At 72.4% G+C, this 18,248-nt stretch carries 17 protein-coding genes; 8 read left to right on the forward strand and 9 right to left on the reverse strand.

The window, feature by feature from the left end; all coding sequences use genetic code 11:
* Positions 1-310: 310 nt before the first annotated feature.
* The 4 genes from ACFYZ3_RS06025 (at position 311) to parJ (ending at position 5,509) form a co-directional block, all read left to right on the forward strand.
* Positions 311-1,105, forward strand: a complete 795-nt coding sequence (locus tag ACFYZ3_RS06025) for an MIP/aquaporin family protein (protein WP_153180633.1) — start codon at positions 311-313, stop codon at positions 1,103-1,105.
* 90 nt (positions 1,106-1,195) lie between these two features.
* Complete coding sequence (gene glpK / locus ACFYZ3_RS06030) at positions 1,196-2,734, forward strand: glycerol kinase GlpK (protein ID WP_388514274.1); 1,539 nt, start codon at positions 1,196-1,198, stop codon at positions 2,732-2,734.
* An 8-nt stretch (positions 2,735-2,742) separates the two neighbouring features.
* On the forward strand, positions 2,743-4,359 hold the full coding sequence (locus ACFYZ3_RS06035) for a glycerol-3-phosphate dehydrogenase/oxidase (protein ID WP_361010498.1): 1,617 nt from the start codon (positions 2,743-2,745) through the stop codon (positions 4,357-4,359).
* A 151-nt stretch (positions 4,360-4,510) separates the two neighbouring features.
* The gene (gene parJ / locus ACFYZ3_RS06040; protein ID WP_361010496.1) at positions 4,511-5,509 is read left to right on the forward strand and encodes a filament polymerization regulator ParJ; all 999 of its coding nucleotides are present in this window, start codon (positions 4,511-4,513) and stop codon (positions 5,507-5,509) included.
* Between the two features lie 258 nt (positions 5,510-5,767).
* Here the strand turns inward: parJ and mshC are convergent, their stop codons facing one another.
* The 4 genes from mshC to ACFYZ3_RS06060 form a co-directional block, all read right to left on the reverse strand.
* Positions 5,768-6,997, reverse strand: a complete 1,230-nt coding sequence (mshC, locus tag ACFYZ3_RS06045) for a cysteine--1-D-myo-inosityl 2-amino-2-deoxy-alpha-D-glucopyranoside ligase (RefSeq protein WP_388514277.1) — start codon at positions 6,995-6,997, stop codon at positions 5,768-5,770.
* Positions 6,998-7,099: 102 nt separating this feature from the next.
* Complete coding sequence (locus ACFYZ3_RS06050; protein ID WP_388514279.1) at positions 7,100-7,930, reverse strand: SCO1664 family protein; 831 nt, start codon at positions 7,928-7,930, stop codon at positions 7,100-7,102.
* Complete coding sequence (locus ACFYZ3_RS06055; protein WP_007447870.1) at positions 7,894-8,484, reverse strand: DUF3090 domain-containing protein; 591 nt, start codon at positions 8,482-8,484, stop codon at positions 7,894-7,896. Before ACFYZ3_RS06055 ends, ACFYZ3_RS06050 begins: the two co-directional genes overlap by 37 nt.
* Before the next feature lie 85 nt (positions 8,485-8,569).
* Entirely contained in the window at positions 8,570-9,256 is a 687-nt protein-coding gene (locus tag ACFYZ3_RS06060) for a histidine phosphatase family protein (protein ID WP_102932497.1), read from the reverse strand.
* A 61-nt stretch (positions 9,257-9,317) separates the two neighbouring features.
* Between ACFYZ3_RS06060 and corA the strand changes: the two genes are divergently transcribed.
* Positions 9,318-10,313 carry a magnesium/cobalt transporter CorA gene (gene corA / locus ACFYZ3_RS06065; RefSeq protein ID WP_388514281.1) on the forward strand — a complete coding sequence of 332 codons (996 nt, stop codon included), beginning with the start codon at positions 9,318-9,320 and terminating at the stop codon, positions 10,311-10,313.
* An 11-nt stretch (positions 10,314-10,324) separates the two neighbouring features.
* Here the strand turns inward: corA and ACFYZ3_RS06070 are convergent, their stop codons facing one another.
* The gene (locus tag ACFYZ3_RS06070) at positions 10,325-11,113 is read right to left on the reverse strand and encodes a ferritin-like domain-containing protein (protein ID WP_388514283.1); all 789 of its coding nucleotides are present in this window, start codon (positions 11,111-11,113) and stop codon (positions 10,325-10,327) included.
* Between the two features lie 235 nt (positions 11,114-11,348).
* Positions 11,349-12,404 (reverse strand): LLM class F420-dependent oxidoreductase, encoded by a 1,056-nt coding sequence (locus ACFYZ3_RS06075; RefSeq protein ID WP_388514284.1) that lies wholly within the window; start codon positions 12,402-12,404, stop codon positions 11,349-11,351.
* A gap of 113 nt (positions 12,405-12,517) precedes the next feature.
* Between ACFYZ3_RS06075 and ACFYZ3_RS06080 the strand changes: the two genes are divergently transcribed.
* Together ACFYZ3_RS06080 and ACFYZ3_RS06085 are read left to right on the forward strand one after the other, a co-directional pair.
* The gene (locus ACFYZ3_RS06080; protein WP_388514285.1) at positions 12,518-13,504 is read left to right on the forward strand and encodes an aldo/keto reductase; all 987 of its coding nucleotides are present in this window, start codon (positions 12,518-12,520) and stop codon (positions 13,502-13,504) included.
* Positions 13,501-15,810 carry a helix-hairpin-helix domain-containing protein gene (locus tag ACFYZ3_RS06085; RefSeq protein ID WP_388514286.1) on the forward strand — a complete coding sequence of 770 codons (2,310 nt, stop codon included), beginning with the start codon at positions 13,501-13,503 and terminating at the stop codon, positions 15,808-15,810. Before ACFYZ3_RS06080 ends, ACFYZ3_RS06085 begins: the two co-directional genes overlap by 4 nt.
* A 46-nt stretch (positions 15,811-15,856) precedes the next feature.
* On the opposite strand, the gene ACFYZ3_RS06090 is transcribed toward ACFYZ3_RS06085, so the two are convergent.
* Positions 15,857-16,654, reverse strand: a complete 798-nt coding sequence (locus tag ACFYZ3_RS06090; protein ID WP_388514287.1) for a hypothetical protein — start codon at positions 16,652-16,654, stop codon at positions 15,857-15,859.
* 47 nt (positions 16,655-16,701) lie between these two features.
* On the opposite strand from ACFYZ3_RS06090, the gene ACFYZ3_RS06095 reads away from it, so the two are divergent.
* Positions 16,702-16,890, forward strand: coding sequence for a DUF5703 family protein (locus ACFYZ3_RS06095; RefSeq protein WP_003977152.1), 189 nt, complete (start codon positions 16,702-16,704; stop codon positions 16,888-16,890).
* Between the two features lie 63 nt (positions 16,891-16,953).
* Here the strand turns inward: ACFYZ3_RS06095 and chpC are convergent, their stop codons facing one another.
* Both chpC and chpH read right to left on the reverse strand, forming a co-directional pair.
* Positions 16,954-17,706 (reverse strand): LAXTG-anchored chaplin ChpC, encoded by a 753-nt coding sequence (gene chpC, locus ACFYZ3_RS06100; protein WP_388514289.1) that lies wholly within the window; start codon positions 17,704-17,706, stop codon positions 16,954-16,956.
* A gap of 178 nt (positions 17,707-17,884) precedes the next feature.
* Positions 17,885-18,118 (reverse strand): chaplin ChpH, encoded by a 234-nt coding sequence (gene chpH / locus ACFYZ3_RS06105; protein WP_003977150.1) that lies wholly within the window; start codon positions 18,116-18,118, stop codon positions 17,885-17,887.
* Between the last annotated feature and the right edge of the window lie 130 nt (positions 18,119-18,248).

Below are 18,248 nucleotides of genomic sequence, written 5' to 3' on the forward strand. Positions count from 1 at the left end.
ACGGGCCGACACGGGGCCGGGACACCGAAGGTGTTCCGGCCTTCGGTGTTCCCGCGGGACGGCCGGGCGGGAGATCGATAGCCCACGACGATCAATAACGATCGTGCTTTCGATAACACAGCTCTTGACGCGCGCGTGACGTCGAACGAGACTCGCGTCCATCGGTCGGCATTGTCGAACACCTACCGGCAATACGCGTTAGAGTGTCCACAGTGCCAAGGGCCGCCATCGCTCTCACACCGAGGGCGCCGGAACACCCGGAGGGACCCGGGGTTCGGCTTTCCCTGGACGAAGGACAAAGGAGTCGCGGGTGTCCAGCTCCGACATCTTCATCGGCGAGACCATCGGTACCGCCCTGCTCATCCTGCTCGGCGGCGGCGTGTGTGCCGCCGTCACGCTCAAGGCCTCCAAGGCCCGCAACGCCGGCTGGCTCGCCATCGCCTTCGGGTGGGGTTTCGCGGTCATGACGGCGGCGTACATATCGGGTCCGCTCTCCGGCGCCCACCTCAACCCGGCCGTGACCGTCGGCATCGCGATCAAGGACGGCGACTGGAGCAACACCCCGACCTACTTCGCGGGTCAGCTCCTCGGCGCCATGATCGGCGCGGTCCTGGTCTGGATCGCCTACTACGGCCAGTTCCAGGCCCACCTCACCGACCGCGAGATCGTCGGCGGCCCCGGCGCGCAGGACACGACGGCCAAGTCCGTCGAGGCGCAGGAGAAGGGCGCCGGCCCGGTCCTGGGCGTCTTCTCCACCGGCCCCGAGATCCGGCACACGGTCCAGAACCTCGCCACCGAGATCATCGGCACCTTCGTGCTGCTGCTCGCCATCCTCACCCAGGGCCTGAACGACGAGGGCAACGGCCTCGGCATCCTGGGCGCCCTGATCACCGGCTTCGTCGTGGTCTCCATCGGCCTGTCGCTCGGCGGCCCGACGGGATACGCGATCAACCCGGTCCGCGACCTCGGCCCGCGCATCGTGCACGCCCTGCTGCCCCTGCCCAACAAGGGCGGCTCCGACTGGTCCTACGCCTGGATCCCGGTCGTCGGTCCGCTGATCGGCGGTGCGATCGCCGGAGGTGTCTACAACGTCGCGTTCGCCTGAGCGGGCCCCCGCTCGGCGATCATCGAGCCGCAGACCACGCGCCGTACACACCGGCCACCGCCACCCACCACGGAACCCCAGGAGTACACAGTGACCGACTCCCACACCGCAGGCCCCTTCATCGCCGCGATCGACCAGGGCACCACCTCCTCGCGCTGCATCGTCTTCGACCGCGACGGGCGCATCGTCTCCGTCGACCAGAAGGAGCACGAGCAGATCTTCCCCAAGCCGGGCTGGGTCGAGCACGACGCCACCGAGATCTGGACCAACGTCCAGGAGGTCGTCGCCGGAGCCGTCGAGAAGGCCGGCATCACCCGCGACGACATCAAGGCCATCGGCATCACCAACCAGCGCGAGACCACCCTCGTCTGGGACAAGAACACCGGTGAGCCCGTCCACAACGCCATCGTCTGGCAGGACACCCGCACCGACGCCCTGTGCAAGGAGCTCGGCCGCAACGTCGGCCAGGACCGCTTCCGCCGCGAGACCGGCCTGCCCCTGGCCTCCTACTTCGCGGGCCCCAAGGCCCGCTGGCTGCTCGACAACGTCGACGGTCTGCGCGACCGCGCCGAGGCGGGCGACCTGCTCTTCGGCACCATGGACACCTGGGTCATCTGGAACCTGACCGGCGGGGTGAACGGCGGCAAGCACGTCACCGACGTCACCAACGCCTCCCGCACCATGCTGATGAACCTGCACACCATGGCGTGGGACGAGAAGATCGCCGAGTCGATCGGCGTGCCGATGCAGATGCTCCCCGAGATCCGCTCCTCCGCCGAGGTGTACGGCGAGATCACCGGCGGCCGCCTCGGCGAGCTGCTCGGCGGCATCCCGGTCGCCTCCGCGCTCGGCGACCAGCAGGCGGCCCTGTTCGGCCAGACCTGCTTCTCCGAGGGCGAGACGAAGTCGACGTACGGCACCGGCACCTTCATGGTGATGAACACCGGTGACAAGCTCATCAACTCCTACTCGGGCCTGCTCACCACCGTCGGCTACAAGATCGGCGACCAGGACACGGTCTACGCCCTGGAGGGCTCGATCGCCGTCACCGGTTCGCTGGTGCAGTGGATGCGCGACCAGATGGGCCTGATCTCCACCGCCGCCGAGATCGAGACCCTCGCCCTGACCGTCGAGGACAACGGCGGCGCCTACTTCGTGCCGGCCTTCTCCGGCCTGTTCGCCCCGTACTGGCGCTCCGACGCCCGCGGTGTGATCGCCGGCCTCACCCGGTACGTGACCAAGGCGCACCTCGCGCGCGCCGTCCTGGAGGCCACCGCCTGGCAGACGCGGGAGATCGCGGACGCCATGACGAAGGACTCCGGCGTGGAGCTGACCGCCCTCAAGGTCGACGGCGGCATGACCTCCAACAACCTGCTGATGCAGACCCTCGCCGACTTCGTGGACGCCCCCGTGGTGCGCCCGATGGTCGCCGAGACCACCTGCCTCGGCGCCGCCTACGCCGCCGGTCTCGCCGTCGGCTTCTGGAACAGCACCGACGACCTGCGCGCCAACTGGCGGCGGGCCGCCGAGTGGACCCCCCGCATGGACGCGGACACCCGCGACCGTGAGTACAAGAGCTGGCTCAAGGCCGTCGAGCGGACCATGGGCTGGCTCGAGGACGAGGAGTAAGAACCACCATGACCACTCAGTCCACCCTGCAGTCCGTGCCTGCCCTGGGTACGCACCCGGCCTCCGGCTCCAACCCGAGCCGGGCCGAGACCCGGGAGCAGCTCTCCAAGGCGTCGTACGACCTTCTCGTGATCGGCGGCGGCATCCTGGGCATCTCCACCGCCTGGCACGCCGCGCAGTCCGGCCTCAGGGTGGCCGTGGTCGACGCCGGTGACTTCGCCGGCGCCACCTCCTCAGCCTCCTCCAAGCTGCTCCACGGCGGACTGCGCTACCTGCAGACCGGCGCGGTGAAGCTGGTGGCGGAGAACCACTTCGAACGCCGTGCGGTCTCCCGCCAGGTGGCCCCCCACCTGGCGAACCCGCTCACCTTCTACCTCCCCGTGTACAAGGGCGGGCCGCACGGCGCGGCGAAGCTCGGGGCCGGCGTCTTCGCGTACTCGGCGCTGTCCGCCTTCGGCGACGGCGTCGGCCACCTGCTCTCCCCGGCCAAGGCCGCGCAGGACGTGCCCGAGCTGCGCACCGACAACCTGAAGGCCGTGGCCGTGTACGGCGACGACCAGATGAACGACGCCCGCATGGCGCTGATGACCGTCCGCGCGGCGGTCGAGTCCGGCGCGGTGGTCCTCAACCACGCCGAGGTGACGGGCCTGCGCTTCACCAACGGCCGGGTGACCGGCGCGGAGCTGAAGGACCGGCTGTCCGGCGACGAGTTCGGGGTGAACGCCCGGCTGGTGCTCAACGCCACCGGCCCGTGGGTCGACCACCTGCGCCGCATGGAGGACCCGGCCGCGGCGCCGTCGATCCGCCTGTCCAAGGGCGCGCACCTGGTGCTCAAGCGCACCGCACCGTGGAAGGCCGCGCTGGCCACCCCGATCGACAAGTACCGGATCACCTTCGCCCTCCCCTGGGAGGACATGCTGCTGCTCGGCACCACCGACGAGGAGTTCGAGGGCGACCCGGCGGACGTCGCGGTCAACGACAAGGACATAGCCCAGATCCTGGACGAGGCCGCGTTCTCCATCCGCGACCAGCAGCTCGACCGGGACCTCATCACGTACTCCTTCGCGGGGCTGCGCGTGCTGCCGGGCGGTCCCGGCGACACGGCGAAGGCCAAGCGGGAGACGGTGGTGACCGAGGGCCGGGGCGGCATGCTGTCCGTCGCCGGCGGCAAGTGGACCACCTTCCGCCACATCGGCCGTACGGTGATGAAGAAGCTGGAGGCGCTGCCGGGCCACCCGCTGGGCGACGACTTCGAGCCGATCGCTTCGCTGCCGAAGAAGCTGCCGCTGCCCGGCGTCGCCAACCCGCGCGCGGTCGCCCACCGGCTGCTGGTGGACGGTTCGGCGCCCGGCCCGCGCATGGCGGCCGACACCGCCAGGCACCTGGCCACGCACTACGGCTCGCTCGCCTTCGACATCGCCCGGCTCGCCAACGAGAGCCCCGAGCTGGGGCAGCGCGTCCACCCGGACGCCCCCGAGATCTGGGCGCAGGTCGTGTGGGCCCGGGACAACGAGTGGGCCGAGACGGCGGACGACGTGCTGCGCCGCCGTACGACGCTGACGATCCGCGGCCTGGCCACGGACGACGTCCGCGCGCAGGTCCAGGACGTGCTGGACAAGAAGTAGGGCCCGCGTTTCCGCACCGCGCGGCGGGTGTCCGGACCCCGGGGACGGGGCAGTGATCCGTTCACTGCCCCGTGCACAGGGGCTGCGGGCGGCCCCTCGGCACGCCGTAAGGTTGGGGGGTACGCGAGGGCACGTCGGAAGGAGGCGCTGGGTGATCGAGCTCGAGGGGGTTCCCGAGCTGGTCGACCCGGTCATGGTGGCCGCGTTCGAGGGCTGGAACGATGCCGGTGACGCCGCCTCCACCGCGGTCGCGCATCTCGACAGGGAGTGGAAGGGCGAGGTGTTCGCGGCGCTGGACGCCGAGGACTACTACGACTTCCAGGTCAACCGTCCCACGGTGTTCATGGAGGACGGCGTCCGCAAGATCACCTGGCCGACGACCAGGCTGTCGGTGGTCCGGGTCGGCGGCGACAAACCGCGCGACCTCGTACTCGTCCGCGGCATCGAACCGTCCATGCGCTGGCGCTCGTTCTGCAACGAGCTGCTCGGCTTCGCCCACGAGCTGGGCGTCGAGCTGGTGGTCGTCCTGGGCGCCCTGCTGGGCGACACGCCGCACACCCGTCCGGTCCCGATCAGCGGGACCACGTCGGACGCCGACCTGGCGCGGCGCATGGACCTGGAGGAGACCAAGTACGAGGGGCCCACGGGCATCGTCGGCATTCTCCAGGAGGCGTGCACGCATGCGGGCGTGCCGGCGGTGTCGCTGTGGGCGGCGGTGCCGCACTACGTCTCGCAGCCGCCGAACCCGAAGGCCACGCTGGCCCTGCTGAACCGGCTGGAGGACCTGATCGGCGTGCGGGTGCCGCTGGGCGAGCTGCCCGAGGACGCGCGTGCCTGGCAGGTGGGCGTGGACCAGTTGGCCGCGGAGGACACCGAGGTCGCCGAGTACGTGCAGTCACTGGAGGAGGCCCGGGACACGGCGGAGCTGCCGGAGGCGTCGGGCGAGGCCATCGCGCGGGAGTTCGAGCGGTATCTGCGGCGCAGGGACGGGTCCGGGCCGGGTCCCGGGGGCCCTGGTGGGCATGCCACGGCGGACGGGGGCGACGGGCCGACCGGCACGCCGTTCCTGCGGGACAACCCGAGCGGGCGGACTCGGCCGCCGCGGCCGCCGAAGGCGGGCGGGGACGACGAGGAGTCCTCGGAGGACTGAGCCCGATCGGATGTGGGTGAGGGGCGCTTCCCTGGTGGGAGCGCCCCTCAGTCGTTTCGGCCTTCAGTCGTTCGGCCCTCAGTCGTTCGGCCCTCAGTCGTTCGGCCCTCAGTCGTTTCGGCCGGGGTCGCTGCGGGGGATGCGAACCGGCGCTTGCCAGGTGCCGCTGTGCCCACCCGTGCCGCCCTGGGGGTACCTCCCAGGCCGTTCAGGCACTGGGGGGAGGCACGACTGCCCACAGCTGGGGCGACGGAGCTTCTACAGGGCCACGCCCAGCAGGGCGTCCACCGCGCGGGAGACCACGCCCGGGGCGCCGATGTCCGTTCCGCCGGTCGCCTGCTGAAGGGCGGCCCAGCGGTCGACCGCCGCCAGGGCGGCCGGGGAGTCCAGGTCGTTCGCGAGGGCCTCGCGGATCTGCGCCACCAGGGCCTCGGCGGGCGGGCCGTCGGGGCGGGAGACGGCGGCGCGCCAGCGGTCGAGGCGTTCGAGGGCGTCCTCGAGAACCTGGTCGGTCCACTCCCAGTCGGAGCGGTAGTGGTGGGCGAGCAGCGTGAGCCGGATGGCGGCCGGATCGACGCCCTCGCGGCGCAGCTGCGACACGAAGACCAGGTTGCCCTTGGACTTGGACATCTTCTCGCCGTCGAGACCGACCATTCCGGCGTGCACGTACGCCTTGGCCATGGGGAACTCGCCGGTGAGGGCCTGGGCGTGCGAGGCGCCCATCTCGTGGTGCGGGAAGGCCAGGTCGGAGCCGCCGCCCTGGACGTCGAAGCCCATGCCGAGGTGGTCGAGGGCGATGGCGACGCACTCGATGTGCCAGCCGGGGCGCCCGCGACCGAGGGTGCCGCCGTCCCAGCTGGGCTCGCCCTCGCGGGCGGCCATCCACAGCATCGGGTCGAGCGGGTTCTTCTTGCCGGGCCGGTCGGGGTCGCCGCCGCGCTCGGCGGAGAGCAGCCGCATGGTGGCGGCGTCGAGGTGGGAGACGCCGCCGAAGTGCGGGTCCGCCTCGACGGAGAAGTAGACGTCGCCCTCCAACTCGTAGGCCGCGCCGGCGTCACGCAGCCGCTCGACGAGCGGGACGATGCCGGGTATGGCCTCGACGGCGCCTATGTAGTGCTGGGGCGGGAGCATCCGCAGCGCCGTCATGTCCTCGCGGAAGAGGGCGGTCTCCTGCTCGGCGAGGGCGGTCCAGTCGACCCCGTCGCGCACGGCCCGCTCCAGGAGCGGGTCGTCCACGTCGGTGACGTTCTGGACGTAGTGGACCTGCCGCTTGGTGTCGAGCCACACGCGCTGCACGAGGTCGAACGCGTTGTAGGTCGCCGCGTGACCCATGTGGGTGGCGTCGTACGGCGTGATGCCGCAGACGTAGATACGGGCGACGGGACCGGGGTCGAGGGTGACGAGGCCGCCGGTCGCGGTGTCGTGGATCCTCAGGTCGCGGCCCTGACCAGGCAGGGCGGGGACCTCGGAAGCGGGCCAGGCATGCATGTCATGAGCCTAACCGGACGGGTGTTCCGTACACGAACCGGACCGGGCCGGATGGCCGGTAAGGCGCTCTTGCGCACCACCGGCCGGTGTGCGATCGGCTGTCTACACGGGCGGCCAGGGGATGGCCGGCCACTCGCCACTCGGTTCGGGGTGCTTGCCGGAGGCCAGCAGGGCGTCGACCCGCGCGCGCGTGGCGTCGAGTTCGGCGGGGGTGATGAGCGCGCCGAGCCGGAGGGCCAGGGTGCCGCCGTCCTTCAGCGCCTGTCTGAGGGCGTCGAGCACCGCCAGGGCCTCTGCGGTGAGCGGGTCGCCCGCCCAGCCCCACAGCAGGGTGCGCAGCTTGTTCTCGGCGTTGAAGGTGACCCCGTGGTCGATGCCGTACAGCCGCTCCCCCGCCGCGGGCAGCAGGTGGCCGCCCTTGCGGTCGGCGTTGTTGATCACGGCGTCGAGTACGGCGAGCCGGCGCAGCCGTTCGTCGTCGGCGTGGACGAGCAGCGCGGTGCGGCCCTCGCCGACCTCGGCGAGGGCGATGCCCTTCCAGCCGGGGCCGGGTTCCTCCTCGTCCACCAGGGCGAGCAGTTCCGTCTCCGGCACGGTCTCGATCCACAGCTGGACCATGCCCTCGCCGTACGGGCCCTCGCGCAGCACGGTGGGCGGGACCAGGCCCCAGCCGGTGGCCTCGGAGACCTCGTAGGCGGCGACCTCGCGCTGGGCGAGGGTGCCGTCGGGGAAGTCCCACAGCGGTCGCTCCCCGGCGACCGGCTTGTAGACGCAGGCCGCCTCGCGCCCCTCGTGCGTCACTGTGCAGTACAGGGCCGCGTTGGAGGCGTCACGGATGCGTCCGCGCACGGTCAGTTCGCCCAGGGCGAGCAGTTCGGCCGCCGCCGCGTCGGTGGTCACGCTCCGCGGCGGTATCCGTTCTGGCGCGGACATACGTGTCCTTCCGGGTCGAGCGGGAGGCTGCACAGCGGGCACGGCGGCCGCCCGGCGTTGACGACGTCGAGGGCGCGCTTGGCGAAGGCCCTGGCCTGCGCGCCGGTGAGGCGGACCCGGAGCATCGGCGGGCCGTTCTCCTCGTCCTGGAGGAGCCGCTCCTCGGCCTCCGCCAGGTCCTCCTCGGACTCGGCGTCCAGCTCCACGAGGGCCTGCGCCTCGACGATCATGCGCTGGTCCTCGCCGTCCCAGGCCAGCGCCATGGTGCCGACCCTGAACTCCTCCTCGACGGGGGTGTCCAGCGGCGCCGTGTCGGCGGGCCCGGTGGGGGCCGTGGCGGGGACGACGGTGCTGCCGCCGCTGCGCCGTACGACCTCGTCCAGAAGCTCGTCCATGCGTTCGGCGAGGGCGGCGACCTGGGTCTTCTCCAGGGCCACGCTGGTCACCCGGGAGCCTGCGGTGGCCTGGAGGAAGAACGTACGGCGCCCGGGCAGCCCGACCGTACCGGCCACGAAACGTTCCGGTTGGTCGTAGAGGAACACCTGACGGGACACGTCCTGTCTCCATGGAAGTCGGGGAAAGCGGAAGATCGGGATCGGGGGCACTGCCGCGACCGGTTCACCCTACTGCGGCGGACGATCACGGTGCGCCCGCACCACCCCCGACCGGGGCCTCGTCACCGGACGGCTCCTCGCGCGGGGCCAGGGAGGCGAAGTCTCCCGTGTCGCCGAGGCGGACCAGGAAGGGGCGCAGCCGGGTGTAGCGGATCGCGGTGACCGAGCAGGGCTCGACGGAGATCCGCTGGAAGAGGTCGAGGTGGAGGCCGAGTGCCTCGGCGACGAGGGACTTGATGATGTCGCCGTGGGAGCACATGAGGTAGACGGCGTCGGGGCCGTGGTCGCGCTCCACGCGCGCGTTCCACTCGCGTACCGCCTCGGCGGCGCGGGTCTGCATGGCGCGCATCGACTCGCCGCCGGGGAAGGCCGCGGCGGAGGGGTGCGCCTGCACCACCTCCATCAGGGGTTCGTCCTTGAGTTCGGCGAGCTTGCGGCCGGACCAGTCGCCGTAGTGGCACTCCCCGATCCGTTCGTCGGTGTGGGCCCGCAGTTCGGGCCGGGCGTCGAGGAGCGGCCGGAGGGTCTCCTGGCAGCGTTGCAGGGGGCTGGTGACGATCTCGGAGAGCGGCAGGCCGGCGAGCCGCCCGGGGAGCGCGGCGGCCTGCGCGGCGCCGCGTTCGTCGAGGGCGACGCCGGGCGTCCAGCCGGCGAGCAGCCCCTCGGTGTTGGCGGTGGAACGTCCGTGCCTAACCAGGATCAGCGTGGGCATGCGGCCAGGGTAGGCGTACGGCGCGGTACAGGGGCGCCGGGGCGAGGGGAGAATGGGTTCGGTGATCGTCGACTGCGCCATCTACCGGGACGGGCACCGCACGGACGGGCCCGAGGACTTCTCCGACGCGCTCGGTGAGGCGCGGGGAGCGGGCGGGTTCGTCTGGATCGGCCTGCACGAGCCGACGGAGAAGGAGTTCGACCTGGTCAGCCAGGAGTTCGGGCTGCATCCGCTGGCGGTGGAGGACGCTCTCAAGGCGCATCAGCGGCCCAAGCTGGAGGTGTACGACGACTCGCTCTTCGCCGTCCTCAAGCCGGTGGTGTACGAGCCGGACAGCGACGCCGTCTCCACCGGCGAACTCATGATCTTCCTGGGCGACGCCTTCGCGGTCGTCGTCCGGCACGGCGAGGGCTCCCCGCTCAAGGCCGTACGACAGCGGCTGGAGCACGAACCGGAACTGCTCGGCAAGGGTCCCACCGCGGTGCTGTACGCGATCGCGGACGCCACCGTCGACCACTACCTGGACGTGGCGGTCGAGCTCCAGACCGACCTGGAGGAGCTGGAGGCGGAGGTCTTCTCTCCGGACGGCGGCGGCTCCCGGCACACCGCGTCGCGGATCTACACCTTCAAGCGGCAGGTGCTGGAGTTCCGCCGGGCGACGGGTCCGCTCGCGCCGCCGCTGGCCCGGCTGGCGGGTACCGGGGTGTACGGCGGCGGCGTGCCGTTCGTGAACGACCGGGCGCGGCCGTTCTTCCGGGACGTGAGCGACCACCTCACGCGCGTGAACGAGTCGGTGGAGAGCCTGGACCGGCTGGTCTCGGACATCCTGTCGGCACACCTGGCGCAGACGAGCGTCCGGCAGAACGACGACATGCGGAAGATCTCGGCGTGGGCGGCCATGGCCGCGGTCCCCACCATGGTGGCGGGGATCTACGGCATGAACTTCGACCACATGCCGGAGCTGCACTGGGTGTGGGGCTACCCGGCGGTGATCGCGCTGATGGCCGTACTGGAGCTGCTGCTGTACCGGCAGTTCAAGCACCGGGGCTGGTTGTAGGGGCCGGGCCCTCAGGCGACCTCGGGGGCCGCGGCGGCGGCTCCGCCGAGCGCGTCGCGCCGTTCGGGCGTCCGCAGGGTCACCATGCGGCGCCAGCCGGCCAGCCGCTCGGCGGCGTACATCGCGTGGATGCCCGCCGCGAGCAGCGCCGACCTGGCGCGCGACCAGCCGAGGAGGCGTCCCATGTGGGCCATCACCGCGAGGCTGACGTCCCGGTGGACCCGGATCTCGGCGAGCGCGCACTCGCGCAGGCTGCGCCGGATGTACGGGCCGTGTCCGGCGGCGGCGTAGCGCAGCAGTTCCTCGTGGGCGTAGGCGAGGTGGTTGTCCTCGTCGGCCGAGATCATCCGGACGGCCCGGCCGAGTTCCGGGTGGTCCGCGAAGTACTTGAGGAGCATCGCCATCTGCTCGGCCGCCCGCTGCTCGGTGACCCTGCTGTGGGCGAGGTAGGTGATGATGTCCCGCACCGTGAGCGGCTGGTCGGCCTTGAGCTGCTCGTGGGCCAGGCCGATGCCGTGCCGCTCCAGGAGCATCGTGTAGTCGGTCTCGGGCGGTACCTCGACGGGTTCGAGGCCGCGCTTCTTCAGCAGGGCGTTGAAGATCCGGCCGTGCTTGTCCTCGTCGGCGCCGTGCCGGGCGATCTTGGGGGCGAGGGCGCGTTCGCTCTCGGGCACCAGCGCCGCGATGCGCGCGTTCTCCCAGCCGCCCTGGGACTCGCCGCTGGCCGCGATGGAGCAGAAGAGACGGTACGACTCGTCGTTGTCGAGGATCTCCTGGAAAAGGCTCTTGGCCGAAAGCATCGGTGGCACCTCTCTGCCGCTGCGTGGACCGCAGGTTCCGCACACTCCGCGAAGCACGAGTCAAATGCGGGACAGGGGGCGCGGCAACAGGTGCGGCGGACAACTCCGCCGAAAGAAGGACGCCGGGCGCGCACGGAGGCGTAACCCCGCGCGCGTCGGCGCGTTGTTCCTCGTGACGGCCGTGGCGGGGAAGACCCCCGAGCCCCCACCACGGCCGCAGAACTTCCCCGCGGTGCTACGCCAGTCCGGCGCGCTCCAGGGCCTCGGTGCCGGCGCGGAGGGCGGCGAGCCGCTCGTCCAGGGTGAAGCCCGCGGGGGCGAGGGTGAGGGTGGTGACGCCGGCCGCGGCGTAGGCCTTCATCCGGTCGGCGATGCGGTCGACGGAGCCGAGCAGGGTCGTCTGGTCGATCAGCTCGTGCGGGACGGCGTCGGCGGCGCCCTGCTTGTCGCCGGACAGGTACTTGTCCTGGATCTCGGCGGCCTCGCGCTCGTAGCCCATGCGCTGGGCGAGCTGGTTGTAGAAGTTCTGCTTGCGGCTGCCCATGCCGCCGACGTAGAGCGCGGTGTAGGGCCGGAAGGTGTCGGCGAGGGAGGGGACGTCCTTGTCGTCGCCGAGGGCGAGCGGCAGGGTCGGGCAGACGTCGAATCCGTCGAGGGTCCTGCCGGCCTTCTCGCGTCCGGCGCGCAGGTGCTTGACGGCGGTCTCCTCCAGGTGGTCGGCGGAGGGGAAGATGAGCAGGGCGCCGTCGGCGATCTCGCCGGTCTGCTCCAGGTTCTTCGGGCCGATCGCCGCGATGTACAGCGGGATGTGCTCGCGCTGCGGGTGCACGGTCAGCTTGATGGGCTTGCCGGGGCCGTCGGGCAGGGGCAGCGTCCAGTGCTGCCCCTCGTAGGACAGCCGCTCCCGGGTCATCGCCTTGCGCACGATCTCGACGTACTCGCGGGTGCGGGCGAGCGGCTTGTCGAACTTGACGCCGTACCAGCCCTCGGAGACCTGCGGTCCCGACACGCCGAGGCCGAGTCGGAAGCGGCCCTTGGAGAGGGAGTCCAGGGTCGCGGCGGTCATCGCGGTCATCGCGGGCTGGCGGGCCGGGATCTGGAAGATGGCCGAGCCCACGTCGATGCGCTCGGTCTGGGCGGCGACCCAGGTCAGCACGGTGGCCGCGTCGGAGCCGTAGGCCTCTGCGGCCCAGCACACGGCGTATCCGAGCCGGTCGGCCTCCTGGGCGACGGCCAGGTTGTCCGCGTCCATTCCGGCACCCCAGTAGCCGAGGTTGATACCGAGCTGCATGGCCGATTCCCCTTACCCATCAGTAACGTGGCTGGTGCCCCGACCTTAGCGCGCGGAAATCGGTTGTCCACAGGCCCCCACAGCGCAAGCCGTGGCCAGTAATGTCGGCGTTCATGGAGCAGAGGCATCTCGGCCGCACCGGCCTGCGCGTGTCCCGCATCGGTCTCGGCACCCTGACCTGGGGCCGGGACACGGACGAGCACGACGCCGCGGACCTCTTGAAGACCTTCTGGGAGGCGGGCGGGACGCTCGTCGACACCGCGGACGTCTACGGCGACGGCGAGTCGGAGTATCTGCTCGGCCGCCTCATGGAGGGCCTGGTGCCGCGCCGGGACCTGGTGATCTCGACGAAGGCCGGCAGCGTTCCGGATCCCGACCGCCGGTTCGACGGTTCGCGTGCCCATCTGCTCTCCGCGCTGGACGCCTCCCTCGCCCGTCTGGGCACGGACCACGTCGACGTGTGGCACCTGCACGCCTACGACCCGCACACACCGCTGGAGGAGACGCTGCACGCCCTCGACGTGGCGGTCAGCAGCGGCCGGGCGCGCTACGCGGGGGTCTCCAACTTCTGCGGCTGGCAGCTGGCCAAGGCGGCGACCTGGCAGCTGTCGGCGCCCGGGGTCCGCAACCGGGTGGCGAGCACCCAGATGGAGTACTCGCTGCTCCAGCGGGGCGTGGAGCGGGAGGTGCTGCCGGCCGCCCAGGACCTGGGCATCGGCCTGCTGCCCTCGTCGCCGCTGGGCCGCGGGGTGCTCACGGGCAAGTACCGCAAGGACGCGACCCCGCCGGACTCGCGGGGTGCCTCGGACCATCTGGCCCCGTTCGTGGAGCCCTACCTCGACGCCACGGCCGGGCACATCGTGGACGCGGTGGCGACGGCGGCGGACGGGCTGGCGGTGACGCCCCTCCAGGTCGCGCTGGCCTGGGTCCGCGACCGGCCCGGGGTGGTCGCCCCGATCATCGGTCCGCGCAACGCGCAGCAGCTCACGGCGGCGTTGTCAGTGGAGACCCTTAGTCTTCCTGACGAGATCTGCCGGGCGCTCGACGACGTGTCGGCGCCGGTGCACCGCTATCCCGATCACGACTGGAGCACGCTGTGAGCACGGAGCCCGAGCCCGTCACCGAGGACACCACGGACGCCGTGGACGCCGGGCCGGAGACCCCGGGCACCGCGGCGGCGCCCGCGTCGGAGGCCGCCGGGGAGACCGTCCGGCCGGAAGGCGAGCCGGAGACGGCCGACGACGGGGCCGGCTCCGGCACGCGGCCGGTGGAGCCCGCCGGACAGGGACCGGACGCCGGGGGCGGGAGCGAGGCGGCCGCGCAGGTGTCCGAGGCCGAGGCAGAACTGGCCGCGCAGCGGGCCGAGCGGGAGCGGATCGAGCGGCGGAAGGCCGAGAAGCAGGGACCGGTCGACGCCGGGGGCAAGCTCAGCGGCACGGCGGCCGACCTGCTCGCCGCCGTACGCGCGGTGGAGAGCGGTGAGAAGCCGGCGGCCGCCGTCTTCGGAGCCCCCGAACCCACGCGCCGCCCCGCACCGGAGCCGGCGGGACGGCCCCGGCCGACGCCCGCCGAGCCGGCCGCCGCGTCCGCCGGTTCCGCGGGACCGGCGCCACAGACCGTGCAGACGGTGCGGCGCGTCCTGGCCGAGGGCGGCGCACCCGAAGCGCTCGCGCCGCAGACGGCCGCGCTCCTCGGTGAGGGCGCGGAGGAGGCGCTGCGTGCGGACCCCTGGCAGCTGCTCAGGGTCGGCGGGGTGCGCCCGGAGCAGGCCGACGGGTTCGCCCGGGCGCTGCTCGGTGCCGAGTGCGGCCCGGACGACGAGCGGCGCGGCCGTGCCGTCACCGTCTGGCTCCTGGAGCAGGCGGCCCTGGCCGGGCACACGGCGCTGGAGCTGCCGCGGCTCGTGGCCACGCTGGCCCAGCGGGGCGTGCCGGATCCCGACGCCGCCGTGCAGAGCACGCTCGCCGAGGGCGAGGCACTCGCCTTCCAGGACGCCCTGGAGGAGACCGGCGCGCACCGGGAGCCCGCGGCGAGCGGCGCGGCGGGTGCGGACCGGGCGGACGAGGAGGGCGCGGAGGCCGAGGACCGCCCCGTCCGGGTGCTGATCGGTCTGGAGCGGTACGCGCTGGCCGAGGAGAGCCTCGCCGACGGTCTGGCCCGGCTGGTCAACTCGACGCCCAAGCAGGACGGGTCCGCGGCGGACTGGGAGCGGGCCGCCGCCTCCGCACAGGGCTCCGCCGCCGAACTGATCCGGGCCGTCGCCGCCCACGGGCTGGTCCTGCACACCGGCGGCGAGGCGTCCCTGGCCGAGCCCGCCGCCCTGCTGCACGCGGCGCACGACCTGGGCCTGCGGGCCTGGGCCGCCGCGCCGGGACCGCTCGGCCGCGACCGCTTCGCCGCCCTGCTGGGCGATCCGCCGGACGAGCCGCCCTCCCCGGGTCCGGCCGCTCCCGCCGCCGTCACCGTGACCGGGCTGCTGACCGGCGCGGAGGGACCGGGTCGGGACGCCGACGGGGCGCTGGACCTCGATCTGCTCGTCGTGCTCGACGCGCCGCAGCTCGACGTCGAGGCGGGTGCGCTGCTCGCGGAGTCGCTGCCGGACGGGGCCCGGCTGGTACTGGCCGGGGACCCGGCGGTGCTCTGGTCCGTGGGCCCCGGGCGGGTCTTCGCGGACCTGCTGGCGGCACGGGTCTGCCCCCAGATCGCCTCGCGGCGTCCGGACCCCGGTCCGCTCGGCGAGCTGGTCTCCGGCATCGGCATCGGCGAGCTGAGCCAGGTGGAGGCGCCCGGCAAGGAGGTCGTGATCGTGCCGGTGCGGGACGCGGGCGAGGCCGTGCACCGCACCGTCCAGCTCGTGGCGGACTCGGTGCCGCGTGCGATCGGCGTCCCGGCCGAGGAGACCCAGGTCATCACGCCGGGCCACGGCGGTGCCGTGGGCACGCGGGCGCTCAACGCCGCGCTGAAGGAACGGCTCAACCCCGGCCCCGGCCGCTTCGGCGGCTTCGACCCCGGCGACCGGGTCGTCCACACCCCCGCGCCCGGCCGGGTGCTGCCGGGCCGGGTGGTCGGCGCAGACGCCGACGGACTGCGTCTGTCGTGCGCGGGCGAGACCGTGGTCGTACCCAGGGACCGGGTGGAAGGGTCCGTACGGCACGGCTGGGCGCTGACCGCCCACCAGGCACTGGGCGGCCGCTGGCCCGCGGTGGTCGTGGTGCTGCCCGGCGACGCCGTGCCGGTCCTCAGCCGCCCCTGGATCTACACGGCGTTCGGCCGGGCCGCCCGGCACCTGTCCGTGGTGCACGGCGTCGAGCAGGCACTCCCCCGCGCCGTGGCAGAGGTCCCGGCCAAACCGCGCACGACCCGCCTGCCGGTGCTTCTCGCACCGCAGACCCCGGCCGCCGGCTGACGCCGCCCGGCGGTGCCCCTCGCGCCGGGAGTCGCGGTCGCGCTTCTCAGCGCTCCGCCTCCAGGCGGGCGGGCTCGTCGTCCTCGTCCAGATCCGTGTCCAGGTCCGTGTCGAGATCCGTGTCGAGGTCGCCGTCCAGCTCCGTCAGGTCGCCGTCCTCGCCATCCTCCTCGTCGCCGTCTTCGTCATGCTCGATGTCCTCAATGTCCTCAATGTCGTCGATGTCGTCGATGTCGTCGTCGAGCTCCTCGTCGAAGACCGTGCTGACGTCGAATCGGCAGACCACCCGCTCCGGGTCGACCTCCTCGAACGGGGCCTCCAGCCACTCGCCGGGGTCGGCGCTCTCGTCCGCGGCCGTCACCCAGAGCGTGGAGTCGCCCTCCTCCAGCCCGAACTCCTTGTGCCGGGAGGCGATCTCGTCCGGCTCGAACTCGCCGAAGAGGAGGCCGAGGGCTCCGTGCACCGTGCCCGAGGCCTCGACGTCCGGCGCGTCCTCGTCCGCCGCCTCGACCCGTCGGGCCTGGGCCATCAGCCGCTGCGGCTCGGCCACGGCGTAGTCGCGGCGGATCAGGACGCTCAGCGCACTGGGTTCCTCGGGGCCCGTGTACGGGGGCAGCGTGTCCTCCCCGGGGATCTCGAAGGGAGTGACCTCGTCGTACCGGTCGTAGAGCAGTTCGTCGTACGCCTCCGCGGCCGCGGCCAGCTCGTTGAACGCGTCGTAGACGGCCGGGTCTTCTTCTCCCGACCGGCGTTCGACCGCGGCAAGGTGGCGGTCGAGCGCGGTCTTGACCGCCTCGGCGGCGGCGCGTACCTCGGCAGCGGTGGGCTGCGCAGCATCAGACATAGTGCAGACGCTATCCGTACCGGGCCCCAGCCCGCACAATAGATTCGATGCCGGAATACGAATTTGTCGATGTGTACCTACCGCGCGGGGTCACCCGCAAGGAGGCGGCACGTCAGCTGACGGACCATGCCGAGTACGGACACTGGGAGTTGTACCGCCTGACGCTCCTGCGCGACGGCAGCCGCAAGGTGCGGTTGCGGCGGCGGATCATCCGCCAGGTGCGCGCCACCTGGTGACGGAGGCGCACCCGGAGCGGGCCCCGCCGGTGCGGTGCCCGCTGCGTGCGCCACGCGCCCGTCTCACGCCGAGGCGCGCGCCTTGCGGTAGAGCACCGTGCCCGCGAGCAGGGCGCCGGCGCCCACCGGCAGGGCGAGGCCCAGCGGCAGGTCGCTGCCGGTCTCGGCGAGCGCCGCGGCGCCGCGGGGCTGGTCGACGGTCTGGGCGCCCGGCTCGTTGCCGTCCGTGGAGTCGCCCGGCGTCTCGTCGTCCGGCCCCGACGGCTTGTCCGGGGTGTCGGGGTTGTCGGGGTTGTGCGGCTCTCCGGGAGGCGTCTCGTGGTCGCCCGGGGGCGTCGAGTGGTCCCCGCCGCCTCCGTTGCCGCAGTCGTTGCCGGTGGTCGGGTTGAGGGCACCGACGACGTCGATGCTGTTGCCGCACACGTTCACCGGCACGTCGATCGGCACCTCGACGTGGTTGCCGGAGCCGACGCCCGGCGAGTCCGTGGCGTGACCGCCCGCGTGGGAGCCGCCGTGCGACCCGCCCCCACCTCCCGAGTCGCCGTGTCCGCCGTGTCCGCCGGAGGCACCGCCGCCCTGGTTGGCGCACGCGTTGCCCATCGCCGGATTGAGGACGCCGACCACGTCCACCGTGTTGCCGCAGACGTTCACCGGCACGTGCACCGGGGCCTGCACCGTGTTGCCCGACAGCACGCCGGGCGAACCGGAACTCGAGCCGTGCGCACCCGAGTCCGCGTGGGCGGTGCCGCCCGCGGCGGCGATCACGCCGGTGGCCGCCGCCATCGTCATCAGGCCCTTGCGGGTAGCCTGTCGCATTTCCTGAATCCCTGCCTTGTCCTGGTCCCGTGGTACCGAGAATGCCGAGCGTGCCGGAATTCCGGCGCTGCCGTCGCCCCCCTGCCTCGAATGTCCCCCGAAAGGCCGTCGGCCCCGGAGCGCATGGCGTGCACTCCGGGGCCGGCGGAATCAGATCCTCACGGGGCGAGGCACAACGTCACTTGTTGATGCAGACGTTGCCGAAGGCGGGGTTCAGCAGACCGATCACGGAGATCGTGTTGCCGCACACGTTCACCGGCACGTGCACGGGAACCTGAACGACGTTGCCGGAAAGGACGCCGGGCGAGTGCACGGCGGCACCCTGGGCACCGGAGTCGGCGACGGCCATGCCCGCGCCCGCGAGAACCAGACCACCGGTGGCTGCCGCGGCGGCGACGACCTTCTTGAGCATTGTTCCTCCTAGTTGGCAAACGCGATCTCAAATTTGCCGATCGCATCACCTGTAACGAGGAGGGAGTAATGAGGCTACGAGCTTATGAGCGCATTCACTCGCCCCGGTCACCTCCCGCACGCACGGGCGA

Source organism: Streptomyces sp. NPDC001599, from assembly GCF_042893535.1.
GTDB lineage: Bacteria > Actinomycetota > Actinomycetes > Streptomycetales > Streptomycetaceae > Streptomyces.